Genomic DNA, 14,214 nt, shown 5'->3' with positions numbered 1-14,214 from the left:
GAATAATTTCCCCTGTTTCTTCGTTTAGCCTGCCTATAAGAGTTCTCTTTGACCGGGATTGTTTCTTTTCTTTGTCCCAAAAAGATTTGCATTCATAGACATACGTGATTCCGGATCTTTTATCTTTTTGATGAATTATAGACATGATTTCACCTCCTATATCGTCATGTATATAGTATAACACATGACGATATTTAACACAATAGAAAAATGCCAAAAAGCATAGGAAAAATCTAGGTTTTTGGCATTTGATGCTGTGGTGAATTAATGGTTATGTATTTTCCTTGTGGTGAAAAAATGAGTCCGGAATGCAGATAGGCTGTGAATAGTAACGTTTAGGCAGATAGGTTTTGTAAGAGGGAGGATTATAGGACTTCTTATATGGCAAAATGTGATTGTTAAGGAGCTGTTAAGAAACATTTAATAACGAATGCTTGTTTTTTGGTGTGCAGAATGGTAACATTTAGTCAAGAAGAAAGCAGTGATGCTTTTGGGGCTGGTCGAAAGACCCGGGTCCACCAATTAGCGGGTAAGACACCCGCTATTTTTTTGCAATAAAAAGGTGCTTTATGAATGAATTGAGTATATTTGTTGATGAATCAGGAGATTTTGGTGAGTTTGAGAAACACACACCATTTTACATAATATCTTTGGTTTTACATGCGCAGTCCGTGGATATATCTTCAGATTTGGATAAGCTTGAACAGGAAATGCGTTATTTAGGATTGCCTAATCACTGTATTCATGCCGGCCCTATTATTAGGTCAGAGCATGAGTACAAAGATTATTCTTTGGGTGAGAAGCAAAAGATACTCAAGAATCTGATGGCATTTATGAGAAGAATAGATATACATATAAAATCAGTATATATCGAAAAACGAGGTGTAGAAGATTTTGTCGAGGCGACTGGAAGCCTTAGTAAGCAGTTGGCGGCTTTTATAAGAAGTAACCTTCAGTTCTTTCTGAAATTTGATAGTATAAAAATATACTATGATAATGGTCAGGTGGAAGTAAACAGAATACTAGCTGCTGTGTTTAATGCTTTGCTGGATAATGTTGAATTTAGGAAAGTGATTCCTTCGGATTATCGTCTGTTTCAGGTGGCGGATCTTGTCTGCACATTGAAATTGGTAGAGTTAAAGATGGAGAGACATGCTCTTTCGAAATCAGAGAAATACTATTTTGGAGATGAGCGTACATTAAAAAAGAACTATCTTAAACCAATTCACCAGAAGGAATTTCCATGAAGATGAGATTGATCAATTAACGGAGTATTAGTCTGATGAAAATGAAGAGTATTGTTATTCTGGTGGTGCTGCTCATGTCGGTGGCAGCTGCCAGCTGTGGTCAGAAAGAAGTTCATATTATCGGTGGAGCAGATGGACCGACATCCATCTTTTTGGCAAGTGATAGTAGTGCTGACAGCTACACTCAGATTGATCAGGAAATGGCGAAGGCCATGATGGAACTTGAGGACGGCCATGTGGTTGTGGATGTTCGCAGGCAGGATGAGTTTGACGCAGGTCATATCCCCGGAGCAATCTGCATTCCAAATGAGAGCATAACAGATACGCAGCCGGCGGAGCTCCCTGATCTGAACCAGATAATTCTGGTGTATTGCAGAACCGGAAGGCGAAGCAAGGAAGCTTCTCAGAAACTGTTTGATATGGGTTACAAAAATGTTTTTGAGTTTGGCGGAATCGTGGATTGGACCGGAGAAGTTGTAACGGAGTAGATGAAAGTGGAAGCAATTAAGAGGTTTTTTACGATTTTAAAACCGGAAACGTCTACACACCGTTTGAGAAAAAGAGGGATGTGATCTACTCCAAACCGGCATATGATGACAGATTTTACTATTTCCTCCAGGCTGATTATGGTTTGAAGGGCGTGACTCTTTATAAATATTTTCCGGAAAAAGAGCTTGAGGAAGTTGCCAAGTTTTCTTTGGATGAAGTGGATCTGTACAATCTTCAGATTGTCGGGCAGAAAGTACATGTAATTAGCCAAAACTCGGAGGTCTTCAAGTGCTATTATCCTGAGAAAATGTCTTTTGCCCTAAATGCAAATGAGACAGTGGAGCTGATCACAGATGACCGGGTTATCCTGGAAGCCTGGATCGAAGAGGGCTGGGATGATGAGAATGATTGCGCGACTGATGAGTACAAGTTTTATGACAAAGTGATTGTTAAGGATTTTGACGGGAATACCATATCCGAAGAGGTTGGCTCTATCCATCAGGCAGCGGATGGAACGTATTGGATGGCGTGAGATGAGGAGGCAGAATCGCGTCATACAAGGGTGCGATAGAAAAATAAAGGGAGAAGAATATGACTAAAGATCCAAAAGAATTTTGTACATGCACAGCTACTGATTGCCCGAACCATCCGGTGAATCATGACCAGGGGTGCAGTTTGTGCATATTGAAGAACCTTACTCGGAAAGAGATTCCCGGGTGTTTCTTTAATACTATAGATCATGAGAAACCGACCAAGGACTGGTACTACGAGGACTTTGCTGCGCTGGTTGAGGCGGCGAAGAAGGATGGGAAGCTGTAAGGAATTTGAAACAAGCATATAACGATAGGAGGTCTCTATGGATAAGCTTTTTGAAGTTGCGAATCGTTACATTAAAAACAGTGATTGGAAGACTATCTCGGTTCTTAAGTTTTGCCTGATTTCTCTCGGCGTTATGCTTGGAATGCTTGTAAAACCTAATGATAAAAAGAAAGTCTATGGAATCGCAGGAGCAACATTTCTTCTGACATATATTCCACTGATGACCAAGTTTTTTAAAATATATCAAAACGGGGAGAATGAAGTCTGATGGTTAAAAAGATTATTAGAGATCCGATGTTCCTGCAGCAAAAGTCGGAACCTGCGACAGAGGCGGATAAGCAGGTCATTCAGGATCTTCTTGATACGCTGAGAGCTAACCAGGAGCACTGTGTTGGCATGGCGGCGAACATGATTGGCGTTAAGAAAAGAATCATCGTTGTCGCCATGGGACCGTTTAATTTCGCTATGGTAAATCCTGTGATTACCAAGAGGAGCGGTGAGTACAAAACCGAAGAGAGCTGTCTGTCTCTTGAGGGCGTAAGGCCTTGCACCAGGTATAAAGAGATTGAGGTGGATTACCTTGATCAGGACTTTAAGCCTCAGCATGGGAAGTACAAGGATTTTACTGCTCGGATAATTCAGCATGAGATCGACCACTTTGATGGGATACTGATCTGATCATTTTTTAATCAGTGACTTATCAGTGTTACATTGGCATCAGACAGTTCTGTAAGTGTCTTTTCAAATATCTTTTCATTCCTGGCAGCTGTGTAATTCGGGTTAAGAGTTACTTTGTAACCTGCATTGGCAGCGTCCAGGCATGTCTTTTTTACGCAGCTGTTGCCATCAACACCTATTATTTCAAGTTCAGTTACATTAAGGTTCGTCAGCTCTTTTACAAAAGAGTCATTCGTGAAGGCGCTGGGAAATCTCTTTTCATAGATGTGTTCTGAAACTATAAGAAGGTCGCTGGCCAGGGCATAGCTGTCATTATCACCCTGAATTCCAATGTTACGGAAGTAGAATATGGGCTCGTTATCTTTTTGAGCCGCAGAAATTCTGGCGTTGATTCTTGTGAGGAAATCAGCGTCGTAATAGGGCAGGTATTTTTCTTGGATATCAATCACTAACAAGGCTTTCATATTATCATTATAGTTCGCGGGCGATGAATTTGTATGTGATTAATAGTAAAATAGAGTCTATAAATACATCACATGGAAAGATATACAACCCCGTTGGTTGGAACGTGTTTTTAAAATGCATCACAAAAATTTCCATATGAAAAAATAGTTGGAAATTACAAAGGCTCTTCAAGGGCCATGGTTTAAAAAACTTCATGCCTAGCGCTTTCCCTACATCACAACTACCGGCCTACGGATGTCATGTGATGCAATTGAAGATCAATTCCAAAAATCGCTTTTTGCAATTTCCAACTATTTTTTCTATAGAGGAGAATTGTGGGGTGGTCGATATTACGTTTCCAACCAAGGAGACATATAGAGGGTTCGTGTGATGCAGAACCCCGACACCGGAGGCCGAACCGGCCACCGAAATAGCAGAAACCCGGGACCAAAGGCCCAAATAGCCATCAAAATAGTAGAACCCCGACTCCTGCACACACCATCCCCGAAAAGGAGGCCCGAAATGAGACTTTTCATAGCAATCACCTTCACCGAAGACATGCTTGATGCTCTTAGCGAGATCCAGGATGACCTGCGCCGGAGTGATGTTAGAGGCAGCTACACTCCCCGTGAGAACCTGCATATGACCCTTGCTTTCATAGGAGAGTATGACGATCCGGAGCAGATTGTGGAAGTGATGCGAAAGGTTCCGCTGAGGTCATTCTCCATCAAGCTGAGCGGATATCAGCCCTTTAAGGATATGATTTTTGCAAATTTTGAGGAGAATGAGAATTTAAGAGATTACGTGAAGCGCCTTAGAAAGGCTCTTTTGGATGAGGAGATTCCTTTTGACCGAAAGAAGTTCCTGCCTCATGTGACTCTGATAAGAAGAGCTGAGTGCGTGAAAGGAAAAGCTCTTTTGCCTGAGTTCGGAGACAGTGAATCCATGCGGGTAAATGGGATTTCCGTGATGAAGTCCGAGCGCGGAAGGCATGGCATGGTATACACGGAAGTAGGATACGTTGGCGCGTTTTAGGAGGATAGATGAAAAAGCTAAAGATCACATTCAATTCCCCGGTTGTGCTGGGGTTCATATTCATAAGTCTGGCGGTGCTGATTCTGGGCATCCTGACCATGGGCAAGAGCAACGAGCTGTTGTTCATGACTTACCATTCATCGCTGACTAATCCCTTGACTTACGTGAGGTTCTTTACTCATGTGCTGGGACACGGCGGATGGGGGCATTACATCGGGAATGCTTCGTATATTCTGCTGCTGGGCCCGATGCTCGAAGAGAAGTACGGATCCAAGAGGATTCTGTGGGTCATCCTCATAACTGCGGTGGTTACGGGAGTTGTGAACTATGTTCTGTTCTGGAACGTGGCGCTGTGCGGAGCAAGTGGCGTGGTATTTGCATTCATCCTGCTGACTTCTTTTACAAGCTTCAAGAACGGCGAGATTCCGCTGACCTTCATTCTGGTAGCGATAGTCTTCATCGGGCAGCAGGTTTATGAAGGCGTTTTCCTGCAGGATGACATCTCAAATCTGTCGCATATTCTGGGCGGCGTTGTTGGCGCAGTTGTGGGCTACAGACTTAACAAGAAATGATTGGGAGTTAACATATGAACATACAGATTTTCGGAACAAAAAAGTGCAATGACACCAAGAAAGCTGAGCGGTTCTTTAAGGAGCGCGGCATTAAATTTCAGTTCATCGATATGAAAGAAAAGGGCATGAGCAAGGGCGAGCTGACCTCTGTCGCAAGTGCAAACGGCGGGATCATGAACATGATAGATCCAAATGCCAAGGATAAAGACACTTTGGCCCTCATCCAGTATATCGCTGACGAGGACAAGCTCGAGAAGCTCCTTGAGAATCAGCAGGTGATAAAAACCCCGGTGGTGAGAAACGGCAGGCAGTCAACACTTGGCTATCAGCCGGAAGTATGGAAGAAGTGGGAGTGAGTATGAGCGAGATTGAAAGACTTAAAACAATAGTGGAGAAGCTCCGCAGCGAGGACGGCTGTCCCTGGGACAAGGCCCAGACGCACGTTTCCCTAAAGCCCGGATGCATCGAGGAGGCAGCGGAGGTCATCGGCGGCATTAACATACTGGAGAAGACCGGCGATCCGGACAATCTGAAAGAGGAGCTGGGAGATCTTTTACTGCAGATCATGTTTCATGCTGTGATGGCGGAGGAAGAAGGTCTTTTCACATTTGATGACGTTGCGAAGGCCATTTCTGACAAGATGGTCCGCAGGCACCCACATGTGTTCGGGGACATGAAGTTTGCTTCGGAAAAAGAGCTTCATGACGCCTGGGCGGAGATCAAACGCAAGGAGAAAGAAGGCAAAGAGTGGCAGGCTGACTACCTCCCGGAAGCGTTTAATGAGGCAAAAGAGCTGATAGAGAAAGCCAAGGAAAGAAAAGGATTTTAGCGTATGTATACAAAAATTTATTTGTGTCTTTCGGAAAAAGAAGATGAGGTTCTTACAAGGCAGTTGTCGATGCTGAGCGAGAGGCATCATGCGGAAGTTGAAAGAGTGGATGCAGATAAAGCTGCGCAGATCATCGAAGGTGGTGAGGGAGATGTGCTCTTTATCAGTGATGATAAGGCTTTGCTCGCAAAGGCAGTGGAGAGGGGAATTGCGACCAACGACCCTGCCTCGATGAAAGAGTCTTATGAGAAGGCTATGGAAATGCTGAAGGCAATTGGTGGAAGGAGATAGCTTATGGACCTGAGTTTGTTTAAGTGGACAAGAGAGCCGGCAGAGTGGGAAGCAGCTGATGGCAAGGTGCGGATCACTACGATGCCTCATACGGATCTTTGGCAACGCACTTACTATCATTTCAGGAATGACAATGCGCCGGTTTTTCAGATGGAGACTGAGGAGAAGTTCTTCAGCTTTGTGGTGAAGACTTCCTTTGAGGAGAGCCATCACAGGTTTGATCAGTGCGGAGTTGTTATGTACTTAGACAGCGAGAACTGGGTGAAGGGCTCAATTGAGTTTGAGAATGATGAGTTTCAGCATCTGGGAAGCGTTGTGACAAACCATGGCTACTCGGACTGGGCGACAACCGAGATCCCGGCTGACGTCAAGCAGATGTGGTACAGGCTCAGCAGAAGGGAAGATGATTACTGCATAGAGTGCTCGGAAGACGGCGCAAGATGGAAGCAGATGAGGGTTTGCCACGTGATTGAAGGGGCAGGCAAGATCAGCTTTGGTATCTATGCATGTTCGCCTGAAGACAGCTCTTTTACCGCAGAATTCACTGACATGGAGATGACGGAATGCAAGTGGCTGGCCCACGACGGGCAGCAGCCTGACTGATATTTGATTGGGGAGGAATAGAGATGCAGGGGAAATATCCGGTAATAACACTGTGCGGAAGCACTCGCTTTAAGGATCAGTTCATGGAGATGCAAAAGAAACTGACGCTGGAAGGCAACATTGTGATAAGCGTGGGGCTGTTCGGGCATTCCGGCGATTCGGAAGTCTGGGAGAACATGGACGAGGGGACGCTGACCAAGACAAAAGAGATGCTGGACGACATACACAAGCGCAAGATCGACATGTCGGACGAGATTTTCGTTATCAATGTCGGCGGCTATATCGGCGACAGCACTAGGTCCGAGATCGACTATGCACTGGCCCATGGCAAGAAGGTCAGATATCTCGAGGAGATGGCCTGAGTGTGACAGTAATGTGATAAAACTATTGCTAATATTGTTTTTGTTAAGAACACTACTGAGTATTTTGAAAGGGGAAACAATATGACTGCAATGGTTATGGGAATGAAAGAGCTTATTGCTAAGGCAAAGCAGGAAAAAAAGAAAAAAGACAAGTAATTTTAATCCCCCAAGGCATGGCGCTTTGGGGGATTTTTCTTTGTTAAGGTGTTAAAATATATAAATATAATACACGACTTGGGGACATGAAAATGGGAAAAGACGTTGACAACAATGTAGAGTATTACAATAAAAACGCCGACAGCTTTTTTAACGGATCGGTGAATGTTGATATGGCAGAGGACAGGGAGGCATTCCTGGCATATGTTCCCGGGGGTGGCAAGATACTTGACGCCGGCTGTGGTAGCGGAAGAGACAGCAAGGCGTTCCTGGATGCGGGATATGACATTGTTGCTTTCGACGCGTCGAGGGAGATGCGGATCAGGGCGTCTGAGTACATTGGCAGGGAGGTGCTGGACCTTCGGTTTGAGGAAATCTCTTTTGAAAAAGAGTTTGATGGAATATGGGCGAGCGCTTCGCTCCTTCATGTGCCGGTGGAGGAGTTGCCGGAGGTCATGGGCAGGATGAGAAAGGCGCTGAAACCCGGTGGCGCAATGTATGCGTCATTCAAGTATGGAGAGGGTACGAAGGTGAGGGGCGAGAGGCTGTTTAGCGATTTTAATGAGAAGAGCGTAGTTCCGCTTTTTGAGAATGCGGGATTTGAGATAGTAAGTAACTCGGTCGGACCGGACTCAAGGCCCGGAAGAGAGACGGAGTACTGGGTAAGTGTGATCGGTGTGGCGCGGTGACATGCGTGATTGGCGTAGCGCGTTAACATATTTGGCGTGTGTAAATTTCTAATATAAATGGAGGGGTAACATGAGCAGATTAAAAGAACTGAGAGAATACGTGGACAAGAAGATAAACAAGATTGATGACGTTGATAAGCGCACCGGTGCGATTGCGCACCTGTACGGCGTATCCCTGGCGGCGCAGATTCTGGCCAAAAAGCGCGGCCTTGATCCGGAGCTGGCTGCCATGGCCGGAATGCTTCATGATCTGCATGCTTATAAGAGCGGTTCATACGATGATCACGCGCATCTGGGGGCTGAGCTGGCGAGGAAGGTGCTGGATAAACTGGGACTGACAACTCCTGATGAGACCGAGATCATTTGCTCAGCTATCTATCACCATGATGATAAGGGGGCAGTAGATGGCCCGATGGATGAGCTTTTAAAGGATGCTGATGTCATCGACCATTGCTTCAAAGATTCATTCAAACCTGTTAAGGAAAAAGAGCAGAAAAGATATGATGCCCTGTGCAAGGAGCTTGGGCTCTGATGTATAATTAAGCCGTAGCACTTTTTTATCAGGAGAGGTGCTGCGGCGTTGTTTTAGGGAGGACCCTCCGGACCTGTGTCCGAAGGGCAGTGTGTTATGAAAGTTTATGAAAAGTGTGGGGGTTCAAGAAGTTTTGCTCTCCTTGATGGTTTTATAATACATGGCCAACTTAAAACGAACCTTAAAATGATGTGAATAAAATGTGAAGGGGATTTTCAATCAGATTACAAGGAGGAAAAGACATGCCATTCATTTCAACAAAAACTAATGTAACAGTATCAGAGGAAAAGGAAACACAGCTCAAAGAGCGCCTCGGACAGGCCATCTCAATCCTTCCGGGAAAGAGCGAGAGTTGGCTTATGGTTGCAATTGAAGGCGACGTACCTATGTACTTCAGGGGCGATGATTCTCAGCCTGTAGCATTCGTGGATGTTAAGACTTTTGGAGGAGCGCCAAGGAATGCTTATGACAAGATGACGACTGAGCTCACCGGAATCTACGGAGATATTCTTGGTGTTGCACCGGATCACATGTACATCCGCTACTTCGGCTCAGGCGACTGGGGCTGGAACGGGTCTAACTTCTAAAATGAGCCCTAGGGACGGAGTCAGTGGCTCATTTTTGAGCCCTGGGGACGGAGTCAAGGGCTCATTTTGGATGAACCATGAGGAGAGAGGTATAAGAGATGAACATCGCAGTATATTGTGGCTCCAGCAGCGGGAATAATCCTAAGTTTATGGAAACTGCCGGGGCTTTTGGAAAGTGGATAGGGGAGAATGGGCATACGCTGGTTTATGGTGGCGCTAGTAAGGGGCTCATGGGCGCTGTGTCCAACGCGGCCATCGAAGCCGGAGGCAAGGTCATTGGCGTTATACCGGAAGTTGCCATGATTCAGGCAAGGAAGCACACCGGCCTGACGGAGCTCATAGAGACGAAGACCATGGCAGAGCGCAAGTCTAAGATGATAGAGCTTGCGGATGCCTTTGTTGCGCTGCCCGGCGGAATCGGAACTCTTGATGAGATTACGGAAGTGATGTCTTTATCAAGCATTGGCATAATTAATGCGCCTATACTCTTCTACAATACTGATGGATACTATGAGCCTTTCAGGGCGGTTATTGATAATATTCTTAATGCAGAGTTTGGGAGAAAAGAGCTCTTTTCCGACGTGCTCATATCCGGCGACCTGCAGGAAATATCAGGATTTTTGTGTGGTGAAAAGAAATGATTGAAAGAGAGTGGACAAGAAAGCACGATGAGCTTGTGGCTGCCATAGAGCAGCTGGGCTTTCCTGGGGAGTTGGGTGATCAGATCGCAAGGCAGCTTGGAAGCCCTAAGGCCATGGACCGGATGATGGCTTATCTGTACAATGTTAAGCCCAGGACAGCAGAACTCATAGTGGATGAGATGCTCGCCATCTGCAGCGACGTGGATGCCTGGCACAACAAGAAAGCCGCCGAGGAAGCCAACGCCAAGTACAACGAGATGCTGTATTACGGTCTTGGAACAGAAGACGAAGAATGAAAAAATGAGCCCCTGACTCCGTCCCTAGGGATCAAAAATGAGCCCTGGGGACGGAGTCAGTGGCTCAAAAATGGAGGCGCCCTGTGTATGTACATGTCATGATATACATACACAGGGCTTTTAAAATGGCTAATCAGGAGACACGGTCCTGAAACATTCGAATTTAATTGAAGATGTAAAGGAGCTGGAGGGCTACAAGTCCGGCAGCAAGCGCTGCTGAGAGGATTCCGGTTACTCCTTTTGTGACACTTCGTGGATCTTTGTAACGGCCAAGCAGGTTGATGGCGTCATATGTTTTTGGGATGGGTTTGCCATAGCATCTATAAGTTACATGTTCATTGCTCAACGGTGTTTCCTCCGCGAACGCTCGAGGCGCTCTGAGACCCATGACCACTAAATCTTGTGCTCTATAATTTTATTATATACAACATATTCTAAAATGAGCATAAATAAATATTAAAACTTTCTAACCTGATTAGCGATGAATTTATAGCGGTTTAGTGTACAATAGTATATAAGACTAATGCCAGAATAGGTGAGGTATCCTCATGCCATTTCAAATAATCAGAAACGACATAACAAAAGTAAAAGCAGATGCAATAGTGAACACGGCAAATCCCAAAGTGGCCATAGGTAGCGGTGTTGACACTGCCATTTATAATGCTGCTGGAAAAGACAAGCTCCTGGCCGCCCGTGCTAAGATTGGTCCACTGGAGTACGGCGAAGTTGCAATCACGAAGGCCTTTGATCTTGATGCAAAATACATCATCCACGCAGTCGGCTGCTGGTGGGAAGGCGGAGACAAGGGCGAGGTAGAGCTCCTTCGCAAGTGCTATGACAAAGCGCTTAAACTGGCTGCCAGGAAGAGATGCAAGTCCATCGCATTTCCTGTTATGGCTACGGGGTGCTACGGCTTTCCGGCTGAGATAGGTATGGAGGTGGCCGTCAGCTCTTTTACCAAGTTCCTGGAAGAGCATGACATGGAGATATACCTTGTGGTGTTCGACCCGGGAACCGTGAAGGTTTCAGGCGAACTAGGCGAGGAAGTGCGCAGCTTCATAGATGATGACTACGTTACAGAAGCCTACGAGGATGAGTATATTGACCAGGGACTTCCGGAAGGACTGCATGGTTCTGCGCCGACCTGGCATATGGATATGGCGGCAAGAAGAGCAGATTCTGCACCGACTAAAATGGACGATGGCGTTCCGACCGGAATGGCATACTCGGCACCATATGAAGCGACAGGCGCTGCGCCGTCTGCGCGCAAGGTTAAAGACGGAGCTCCTTTGCCTAAGATGAACAAGTTCATGAAGGCCGAGTCCCTTGATGATGTGCTGAAAGGAATCTACACAGACTCTTTTGAAAAGCACCTTCAGAAGCTGATCAATAAGAAAGGCCTGAAGAACTCTGAGGTCTACGTCGCGGCGAATATCAACAAGCAGTACTTCTCCAAGCTCCTCAAAGGTCAGGTCAAGCCGTCAAAAGAAAAAGTCCTGGCCCTGGCAGTTGGACTTCGCCTTAACATGGATGAAGCAGTGGACTTTTTGAAGATCGCAGGCTACGCCATTTCGCCAATCTCGCAGACGGATGCGGTGGTCAAATACTTTATCGAGCACGAGCAGTACAGCGTGATCAAAATAGATATGGTGCTCTTCGACTACGGACTTGCGCCACTTTCAAAGGAAACAAAATAAATTTTCAAGGTCGCCTCCCGTGCGACCTTTTTTATTCCCGCATGAATTACTATTACCTTACAAACAAGGACAGCTCTTCCGCGGGAGCACATCAAAGAAGGAGAGGTAATAGTTATGAGTAAAGGATATACAGAGATTGTTTATATATTGGACAGATCAGGATCCATGGGCGGTCTGGAGCTCGACACCATCGGCGGCTTCAACGCCATGATGGAGAAGCAGAAAAAGACAGGCGAGAAGGCGGTTGTGTCGACAGTTCTTTTCGACGATGTCTGCGAAGTGATCCACGACAGAGTGCCCATCGAGAAGATTGAGAAGATGACAGACAAGCAGTATTACGTCAGAGGCTGCACAGCGCTTCTGGACGCGGTTGGCGGAGCAATCCACCACATCGGAAACATCCACAAGTACGCAAGGGAAGAGGACAGGCCCGAGAAGACCATCTTTGTCATCACAACTGATGGACAGGAGAACGCCAGCAGCAGATACTCTCGTGAGAAGATCGAGAAGATGGTCAAGAAGCAGCAAAAGAAATATGGCTGGGAGTTCATCTTTATCGGAGCCAATATCGACGCCTACGCTGAGGCCCAGAAGTACGGCATCAGAAAAGACAGGACAGTCAACTACGTAAGCGATGGAATCGGAACAGCCACTGTCTACGCAGGAGTTTCAAAGGCTGTCTGCTCAGTAATGATGGCAAGGACCTCTCGCGACGCCGGTCGCGACCTCGATGCCAGCGGATGGGACGAAGACATCGCAGCAGATTATAGGAAGAGAGGATGAGCCCTAGGGACGGAGTCAGTGGCTCATTATCAGACAATAAAACATAGGAGTTGGAATTTTCAGATAATGAGCCCATGACTCCGTCCCCAGGGATCATTTAGAAAGGAGAATTGAGATGGCAGTAAAAGGAGCAGTTTTAGGAGATATATTAGGATCGCAGTACGAATTTAACAGACCAAAGAACCTTGATTGGAAGAATGTTCCGCTGGTATCGTGGCTTCCGATGAGTTACACGGACGACACAGTGATGACTCTGGCCATCAAGAAGGCACTTATAGAGGGAAAAGACCTTGTTGAGACCATGGTGGCTGTTGGCAGAAAGTACCCGGATTGTGGCTATGGTGGAAGATTCTATGGCTGGATCATGGGGCCTGACCACACGCCTTATAACAGCTGGGGCAACGGCTCAGCCATGAGGACGGCCTATATAGGCGAGGCATTTGATGACTACGACGAGATGCAGAAGATGGCAGCCGACGTGGCGGCAGTTTCGCACGATCACCCGGAGGGCATCAAAGGCGCGGTGGTAACGTCAACCTGCATTTGGATGGCAAGGCACGGAAAGAGCAAGCAGGAGATCTACGACTACGTGCTGGAGCAGTATCCAAAGGATGACTACGAGTACAGCATCGCCTATAGCCTCGATGAGATCAGGCCTCGCTACAAGTGGAACGAGAGCTGCCAGGGCTCAGTCCCTGCGGCTATGAGATGCTTTTACGAGAGCACCGATTACGAGAGCTTTATCCGAAATGTCTTTTCCCTGAAATGCGACTCTGATACCTTCGGAGCAATCGCAGGCGGTGTTGCAGAAGAGTTCTACGGCGGATTCGGAAATGTAGATGCAGAGGGCATTCTGAAGGAGTATCTGACACCGGATCTGTATGAGATTCTGATCGCATAAAATGGTATAATACTGGTGATACTTTTAAGGAGGTAACTTGCATGGAAACCTGGTATTACGTAGTTGTCAGCATTGACGGCGATTATGCAAATTTAAAGAGAACAGACATTGAGTCCGATGATCTGAAATTGGTTGCGAGAGCTCTTTTGCCGGAAGGGATTGCAGAAGGAACGCAGCTGAAGTACGAGTTTATGCAGTATTCGATTGTGTGAGCTTGTTGGACAAAGAGATAGATCGCTGCTAAAGGCATATTATAGAATATTGACTTATGAAGAATTCCCCAAGGCGTGACTTTGGGGGATTTTTTTGTGTGGATGTAACGTGACTTGGCGGGCCGGATTGGCACTTCATCCACTGCAAATCTCAATAATATGAAAATGCAGTGGTTAAAAAACAACGGTTTTGCAAATGGCATCCACTGCAAACAATAGAAAAGTGGAAATGCAGTGGATAATAAAAAAGAGTTTTTGGCTAATCATCCACTGCAATTCTGAAAAATGGAAAAATGCAGTGGATGTCCGACGGCGGATTAAGGTGATTTTATCCACTGCATTTTGGCAAAA

24 protein-coding genes are annotated in these 14,214 nt (G+C 46.1%); 22 read left to right on the top strand and 2 right to left on the bottom strand.

Annotated elements, in window-relative coordinates; translation table 11 throughout:
• The first annotated feature begins 569 nt into the window (after positions 1 to 569).
• The 6 genes from G632_RS0116810 to G632_RS0116785 all read left to right on the top strand — a co-directional run bounded on the left by G632_RS0116810 (position 570) and on the right by G632_RS0116785 (position 3,233).
• Positions 570 to 1,247 (top strand): DUF3800 domain-containing protein, encoded by a 678-nt coding sequence (locus tag G632_RS0116810; protein WP_022770697.1) that lies wholly within the window; start codon positions 570 to 572, stop codon positions 1,245 to 1,247.
• Between the two features lie 35 nt (positions 1,248 to 1,282).
• Positions 1,283 to 1,735 (top strand): rhodanese-like domain-containing protein, encoded by a 453-nt coding sequence (locus G632_RS0116805; RefSeq protein ID WP_022770696.1) that lies wholly within the window; start codon positions 1,283 to 1,285, stop codon positions 1,733 to 1,735.
• Positions 1,736 to 1,815: 80 nt separating this feature from the next.
• On the top strand, positions 1,816 to 2,268 hold the full coding sequence (locus G632_RS20570; protein WP_022770695.1) for a hypothetical protein: 453 nt from the start codon (positions 1,816 to 1,818) through the stop codon (positions 2,266 to 2,268).
• A gap of 59 nt (positions 2,269 to 2,327) precedes the next feature.
• Positions 2,328 to 2,555, top strand: coding sequence for a DUF6485 family protein (locus G632_RS0116795; RefSeq protein WP_022770694.1), 228 nt, complete (start codon positions 2,328 to 2,330; stop codon positions 2,553 to 2,555).
• A 37-nt stretch (positions 2,556 to 2,592) separates the two neighbouring features.
• On the top strand, positions 2,593 to 2,823 hold the full coding sequence (locus tag G632_RS0116790; RefSeq protein WP_022770693.1) for a hypothetical protein: 231 nt from the start codon (positions 2,593 to 2,595) through the stop codon (positions 2,821 to 2,823).
• Entirely contained in the window at positions 2,823 to 3,233 is a 411-nt protein-coding gene (locus tag G632_RS0116785) for a peptide deformylase (RefSeq protein WP_022770692.1), read from the top strand. Before G632_RS0116790 ends, G632_RS0116785 begins: the two co-directional genes overlap by 1 nt.
• Positions 3,234 to 3,244: 11 nt before the next feature.
• On the opposite strand, the gene G632_RS21515 is transcribed toward G632_RS0116785, so the two are convergent.
• Positions 3,245 to 3,682, bottom strand: coding sequence for a cysteine hydrolase family protein (locus G632_RS21515; RefSeq protein ID WP_022770691.1), 438 nt, complete (start codon positions 3,680 to 3,682; stop codon positions 3,245 to 3,247).
• A gap of 517 nt (positions 3,683 to 4,199) precedes the next feature.
• Between G632_RS21515 and thpR the strand changes: the two genes are divergently transcribed.
• The 12 genes from thpR (at position 4,200) to G632_RS0116720 (ending at position 10,270) form a co-directional block, all read left to right on the top strand.
• Complete coding sequence (thpR, locus tag G632_RS0116775) at positions 4,200 to 4,712, top strand: RNA 2',3'-cyclic phosphodiesterase (RefSeq protein ID WP_022770690.1); 513 nt, start codon at positions 4,200 to 4,202, stop codon at positions 4,710 to 4,712.
• Between the two features lie 8 nt (positions 4,713 to 4,720).
• Positions 4,721 to 5,284, top strand: coding sequence for a rhomboid family intramembrane serine protease (locus G632_RS0116770; RefSeq protein WP_022770689.1), 564 nt, complete (start codon positions 4,721 to 4,723; stop codon positions 5,282 to 5,284).
• A gap of 14 nt (positions 5,285 to 5,298) precedes the next feature.
• Positions 5,299 to 5,640 carry an arsenate reductase family protein gene (locus tag G632_RS0116765; protein WP_022770688.1) on the top strand — a complete coding sequence of 114 codons (342 nt, stop codon included), beginning with the start codon at positions 5,299 to 5,301 and terminating at the stop codon, positions 5,638 to 5,640.
• 2 nt (positions 5,641 to 5,642) lie between these two features.
• The gene (locus tag G632_RS0116760; RefSeq protein WP_022770687.1) at positions 5,643 to 6,113 is read left to right on the top strand and encodes a MazG nucleotide pyrophosphohydrolase domain-containing protein; all 471 of its coding nucleotides are present in this window, start codon (positions 5,643 to 5,645) and stop codon (positions 6,111 to 6,113) included.
• A gap of 3 nt (positions 6,114 to 6,116) precedes the next feature.
• Positions 6,117 to 6,404, top strand: coding sequence for a hypothetical protein (locus G632_RS0116755; protein ID WP_022770686.1), 288 nt, complete (start codon positions 6,117 to 6,119; stop codon positions 6,402 to 6,404).
• Between the two features lie 3 nt (positions 6,405 to 6,407).
• Positions 6,408 to 7,007, top strand: a complete 600-nt coding sequence (locus tag G632_RS0116750) for a DUF1349 domain-containing protein (RefSeq protein WP_022770684.1) — start codon at positions 6,408 to 6,410, stop codon at positions 7,005 to 7,007.
• A 23-nt stretch (positions 7,008 to 7,030) separates the two neighbouring features.
• Positions 7,031 to 7,369 carry a hypothetical protein gene (locus tag G632_RS0116745; RefSeq protein ID WP_022770683.1) on the top strand — a complete coding sequence of 113 codons (339 nt, stop codon included), beginning with the start codon at positions 7,031 to 7,033 and terminating at the stop codon, positions 7,367 to 7,369.
• Positions 7,370 to 7,617: 248 nt separating this feature from the next.
• On the top strand, positions 7,618 to 8,214 hold the full coding sequence (locus G632_RS0116740) for a class I SAM-dependent methyltransferase (RefSeq protein ID WP_022770682.1): 597 nt from the start codon (positions 7,618 to 7,620) through the stop codon (positions 8,212 to 8,214).
• Positions 8,215 to 8,284: 70 nt separating this feature from the next.
• Positions 8,285 to 8,746, top strand: coding sequence for an HD domain-containing protein (locus tag G632_RS0116735; protein WP_022770680.1), 462 nt, complete (start codon positions 8,285 to 8,287; stop codon positions 8,744 to 8,746).
• 242 nt (positions 8,747 to 8,988) lie between these two features.
• Positions 8,989 to 9,333: a phenylpyruvate tautomerase MIF-related protein gene (locus tag G632_RS0116730; protein WP_022770679.1), complete on the top strand. Its 345-nt coding sequence runs from the start codon at positions 8,989 to 8,991 to the stop codon at positions 9,331 to 9,333.
• Positions 9,334 to 9,431: 98 nt separating this feature from the next.
• A complete protein-coding gene (locus tag G632_RS0116725) occupies positions 9,432 to 9,974 on the top strand; it encodes a TIGR00730 family Rossman fold protein (protein ID WP_022770678.1) in 543 nt (180 codons plus the stop codon).
• A complete protein-coding gene (locus G632_RS0116720) occupies positions 9,971 to 10,270 on the top strand; it encodes a hypothetical protein (protein WP_022770677.1) in 300 nt (99 codons plus the stop codon). The genes G632_RS0116725 and G632_RS0116720 overlap by 4 nt, the downstream gene beginning before the upstream one ends.
• Positions 10,271 to 10,433: 163 nt before the next feature.
• Here G632_RS0116720 and G632_RS0116715 read toward each other — a convergent pair whose 3' ends face one another.
• Entirely contained in the window at positions 10,434 to 10,616 is a 183-nt protein-coding gene (locus tag G632_RS0116715; RefSeq protein WP_022770675.1) for a hypothetical protein, read from the bottom strand.
• 202 nt (positions 10,617 to 10,818) lie between these two features.
• Between G632_RS0116715 and G632_RS0116710 the strand changes: the two genes are divergently transcribed.
• The 4 genes from G632_RS0116710 to G632_RS0116695 all read left to right on the top strand — a co-directional run bounded on the left by G632_RS0116710 (position 10,819) and on the right by G632_RS0116695 (position 13,863).
• On the top strand, positions 10,819 to 11,967 hold the full coding sequence (locus G632_RS0116710; protein WP_022770674.1) for a macro domain-containing protein: 1,149 nt from the start codon (positions 10,819 to 10,821) through the stop codon (positions 11,965 to 11,967).
• A gap of 114 nt (positions 11,968 to 12,081) precedes the next feature.
• The gene (locus G632_RS0116705; protein WP_022770673.1) at positions 12,082 to 12,750 is read left to right on the top strand and encodes a vWA domain-containing protein; all 669 of its coding nucleotides are present in this window, start codon (positions 12,082 to 12,084) and stop codon (positions 12,748 to 12,750) included.
• A 115-nt stretch (positions 12,751 to 12,865) separates the two neighbouring features.
• The gene (locus G632_RS0116700; RefSeq protein ID WP_022770672.1) at positions 12,866 to 13,651 is read left to right on the top strand and encodes an ADP-ribosylglycohydrolase family protein; all 786 of its coding nucleotides are present in this window, start codon (positions 12,866 to 12,868) and stop codon (positions 13,649 to 13,651) included.
• 41 nt (positions 13,652 to 13,692) lie between these two features.
• A complete protein-coding gene (locus tag G632_RS0116695; RefSeq protein ID WP_022770670.1) occupies positions 13,693 to 13,863 on the top strand; it encodes a hypothetical protein in 171 nt (56 codons plus the stop codon).
• Positions 13,864 to 14,214: the final 351 nt, after the last annotated feature.

It is taken from the genome of Butyrivibrio sp. NC2007 (assembly GCF_000421405.1).
Classification (GTDB): Bacteria; Bacillota; Clostridia; order Lachnospirales; family Lachnospiraceae; genus Butyrivibrio.
Note: the sequence above shows the minus strand (reverse complement) of the source record. Positions and strands in the feature narration are given on the sequence as shown.

Bases quoted from the DNA above. Each gene is read 5' to 3' on its own strand.
- G632_RS0116810 (WP_022770697.1), top strand. From the start codon at position 570: ATGAATGAATTGAGTATATTTGTTGATGAATCAGGAGATTTTGGTGAG.
- G632_RS0116805 (WP_022770696.1), top strand. From the start codon at position 1,283: ATGAAAATGAAGAGTATTGTTATTCTGGTGGTGCTGCTCATGTCGGTG.
- G632_RS0116795 (WP_022770694.1), top strand. From the start codon at position 2,328: ATGACTAAAGATCCAAAAGAATTTTGTACATGCACAGCTACTGATTGC.
- G632_RS0116790 (WP_022770693.1), top strand. From the start codon at position 2,593: ATGGATAAGCTTTTTGAAGTTGCGAATCGTTACATTAAAAACAGTGAT.
- G632_RS0116785 (WP_022770692.1), top strand. From the start codon at position 2,823: ATGGTTAAAAAGATTATTAGAGATCCGATGTTCCTGCAGCAAAAGTCG.
- thpR (WP_022770690.1), top strand. From the start codon at position 4,200: ATGAGACTTTTCATAGCAATCACCTTCACCGAAGACATGCTTGATGCT.
- G632_RS0116770 (WP_022770689.1), top strand. From the start codon at position 4,721: ATGAAAAAGCTAAAGATCACATTCAATTCCCCGGTTGTGCTGGGGTTC.
- G632_RS0116765 (WP_022770688.1), top strand. From the start codon at position 5,299: ATGAACATACAGATTTTCGGAACAAAAAAGTGCAATGACACCAAGAAA.
- G632_RS0116760 (WP_022770687.1), top strand. From the start codon at position 5,643: ATGAGCGAGATTGAAAGACTTAAAACAATAGTGGAGAAGCTCCGCAGC.
- G632_RS0116755 (WP_022770686.1), top strand. From the start codon at position 6,117: ATGTATACAAAAATTTATTTGTGTCTTTCGGAAAAAGAAGATGAGGTT.
- G632_RS0116750 (WP_022770684.1), top strand. From the start codon at position 6,408: ATGGACCTGAGTTTGTTTAAGTGGACAAGAGAGCCGGCAGAGTGGGAA.
- G632_RS0116745 (WP_022770683.1), top strand. From the start codon at position 7,031: ATGCAGGGGAAATATCCGGTAATAACACTGTGCGGAAGCACTCGCTTT.
- G632_RS0116740 (WP_022770682.1), top strand. From the start codon at position 7,618: ATGGGAAAAGACGTTGACAACAATGTAGAGTATTACAATAAAAACGCC.
- G632_RS0116735 (WP_022770680.1), top strand. From the start codon at position 8,285: ATGAGCAGATTAAAAGAACTGAGAGAATACGTGGACAAGAAGATAAAC.
- G632_RS0116730 (WP_022770679.1), top strand. From the start codon at position 8,989: ATGCCATTCATTTCAACAAAAACTAATGTAACAGTATCAGAGGAAAAG.
- G632_RS0116725 (WP_022770678.1), top strand. From the start codon at position 9,432: ATGAACATCGCAGTATATTGTGGCTCCAGCAGCGGGAATAATCCTAAG.
- G632_RS0116720 (WP_022770677.1), top strand. From the start codon at position 9,971: ATGATTGAAAGAGAGTGGACAAGAAAGCACGATGAGCTTGTGGCTGCC.
- G632_RS0116710 (WP_022770674.1), top strand. From the start codon at position 10,819: ATGCCATTTCAAATAATCAGAAACGACATAACAAAAGTAAAAGCAGAT.
- G632_RS0116705 (WP_022770673.1), top strand. From the start codon at position 12,082: ATGAGTAAAGGATATACAGAGATTGTTTATATATTGGACAGATCAGGA.
- G632_RS0116700 (WP_022770672.1), top strand. From the start codon at position 12,866: ATGGCAGTAAAAGGAGCAGTTTTAGGAGATATATTAGGATCGCAGTAC.
- G632_RS0116695 (WP_022770670.1), top strand. From the start codon at position 13,693: ATGGAAACCTGGTATTACGTAGTTGTCAGCATTGACGGCGATTATGCA.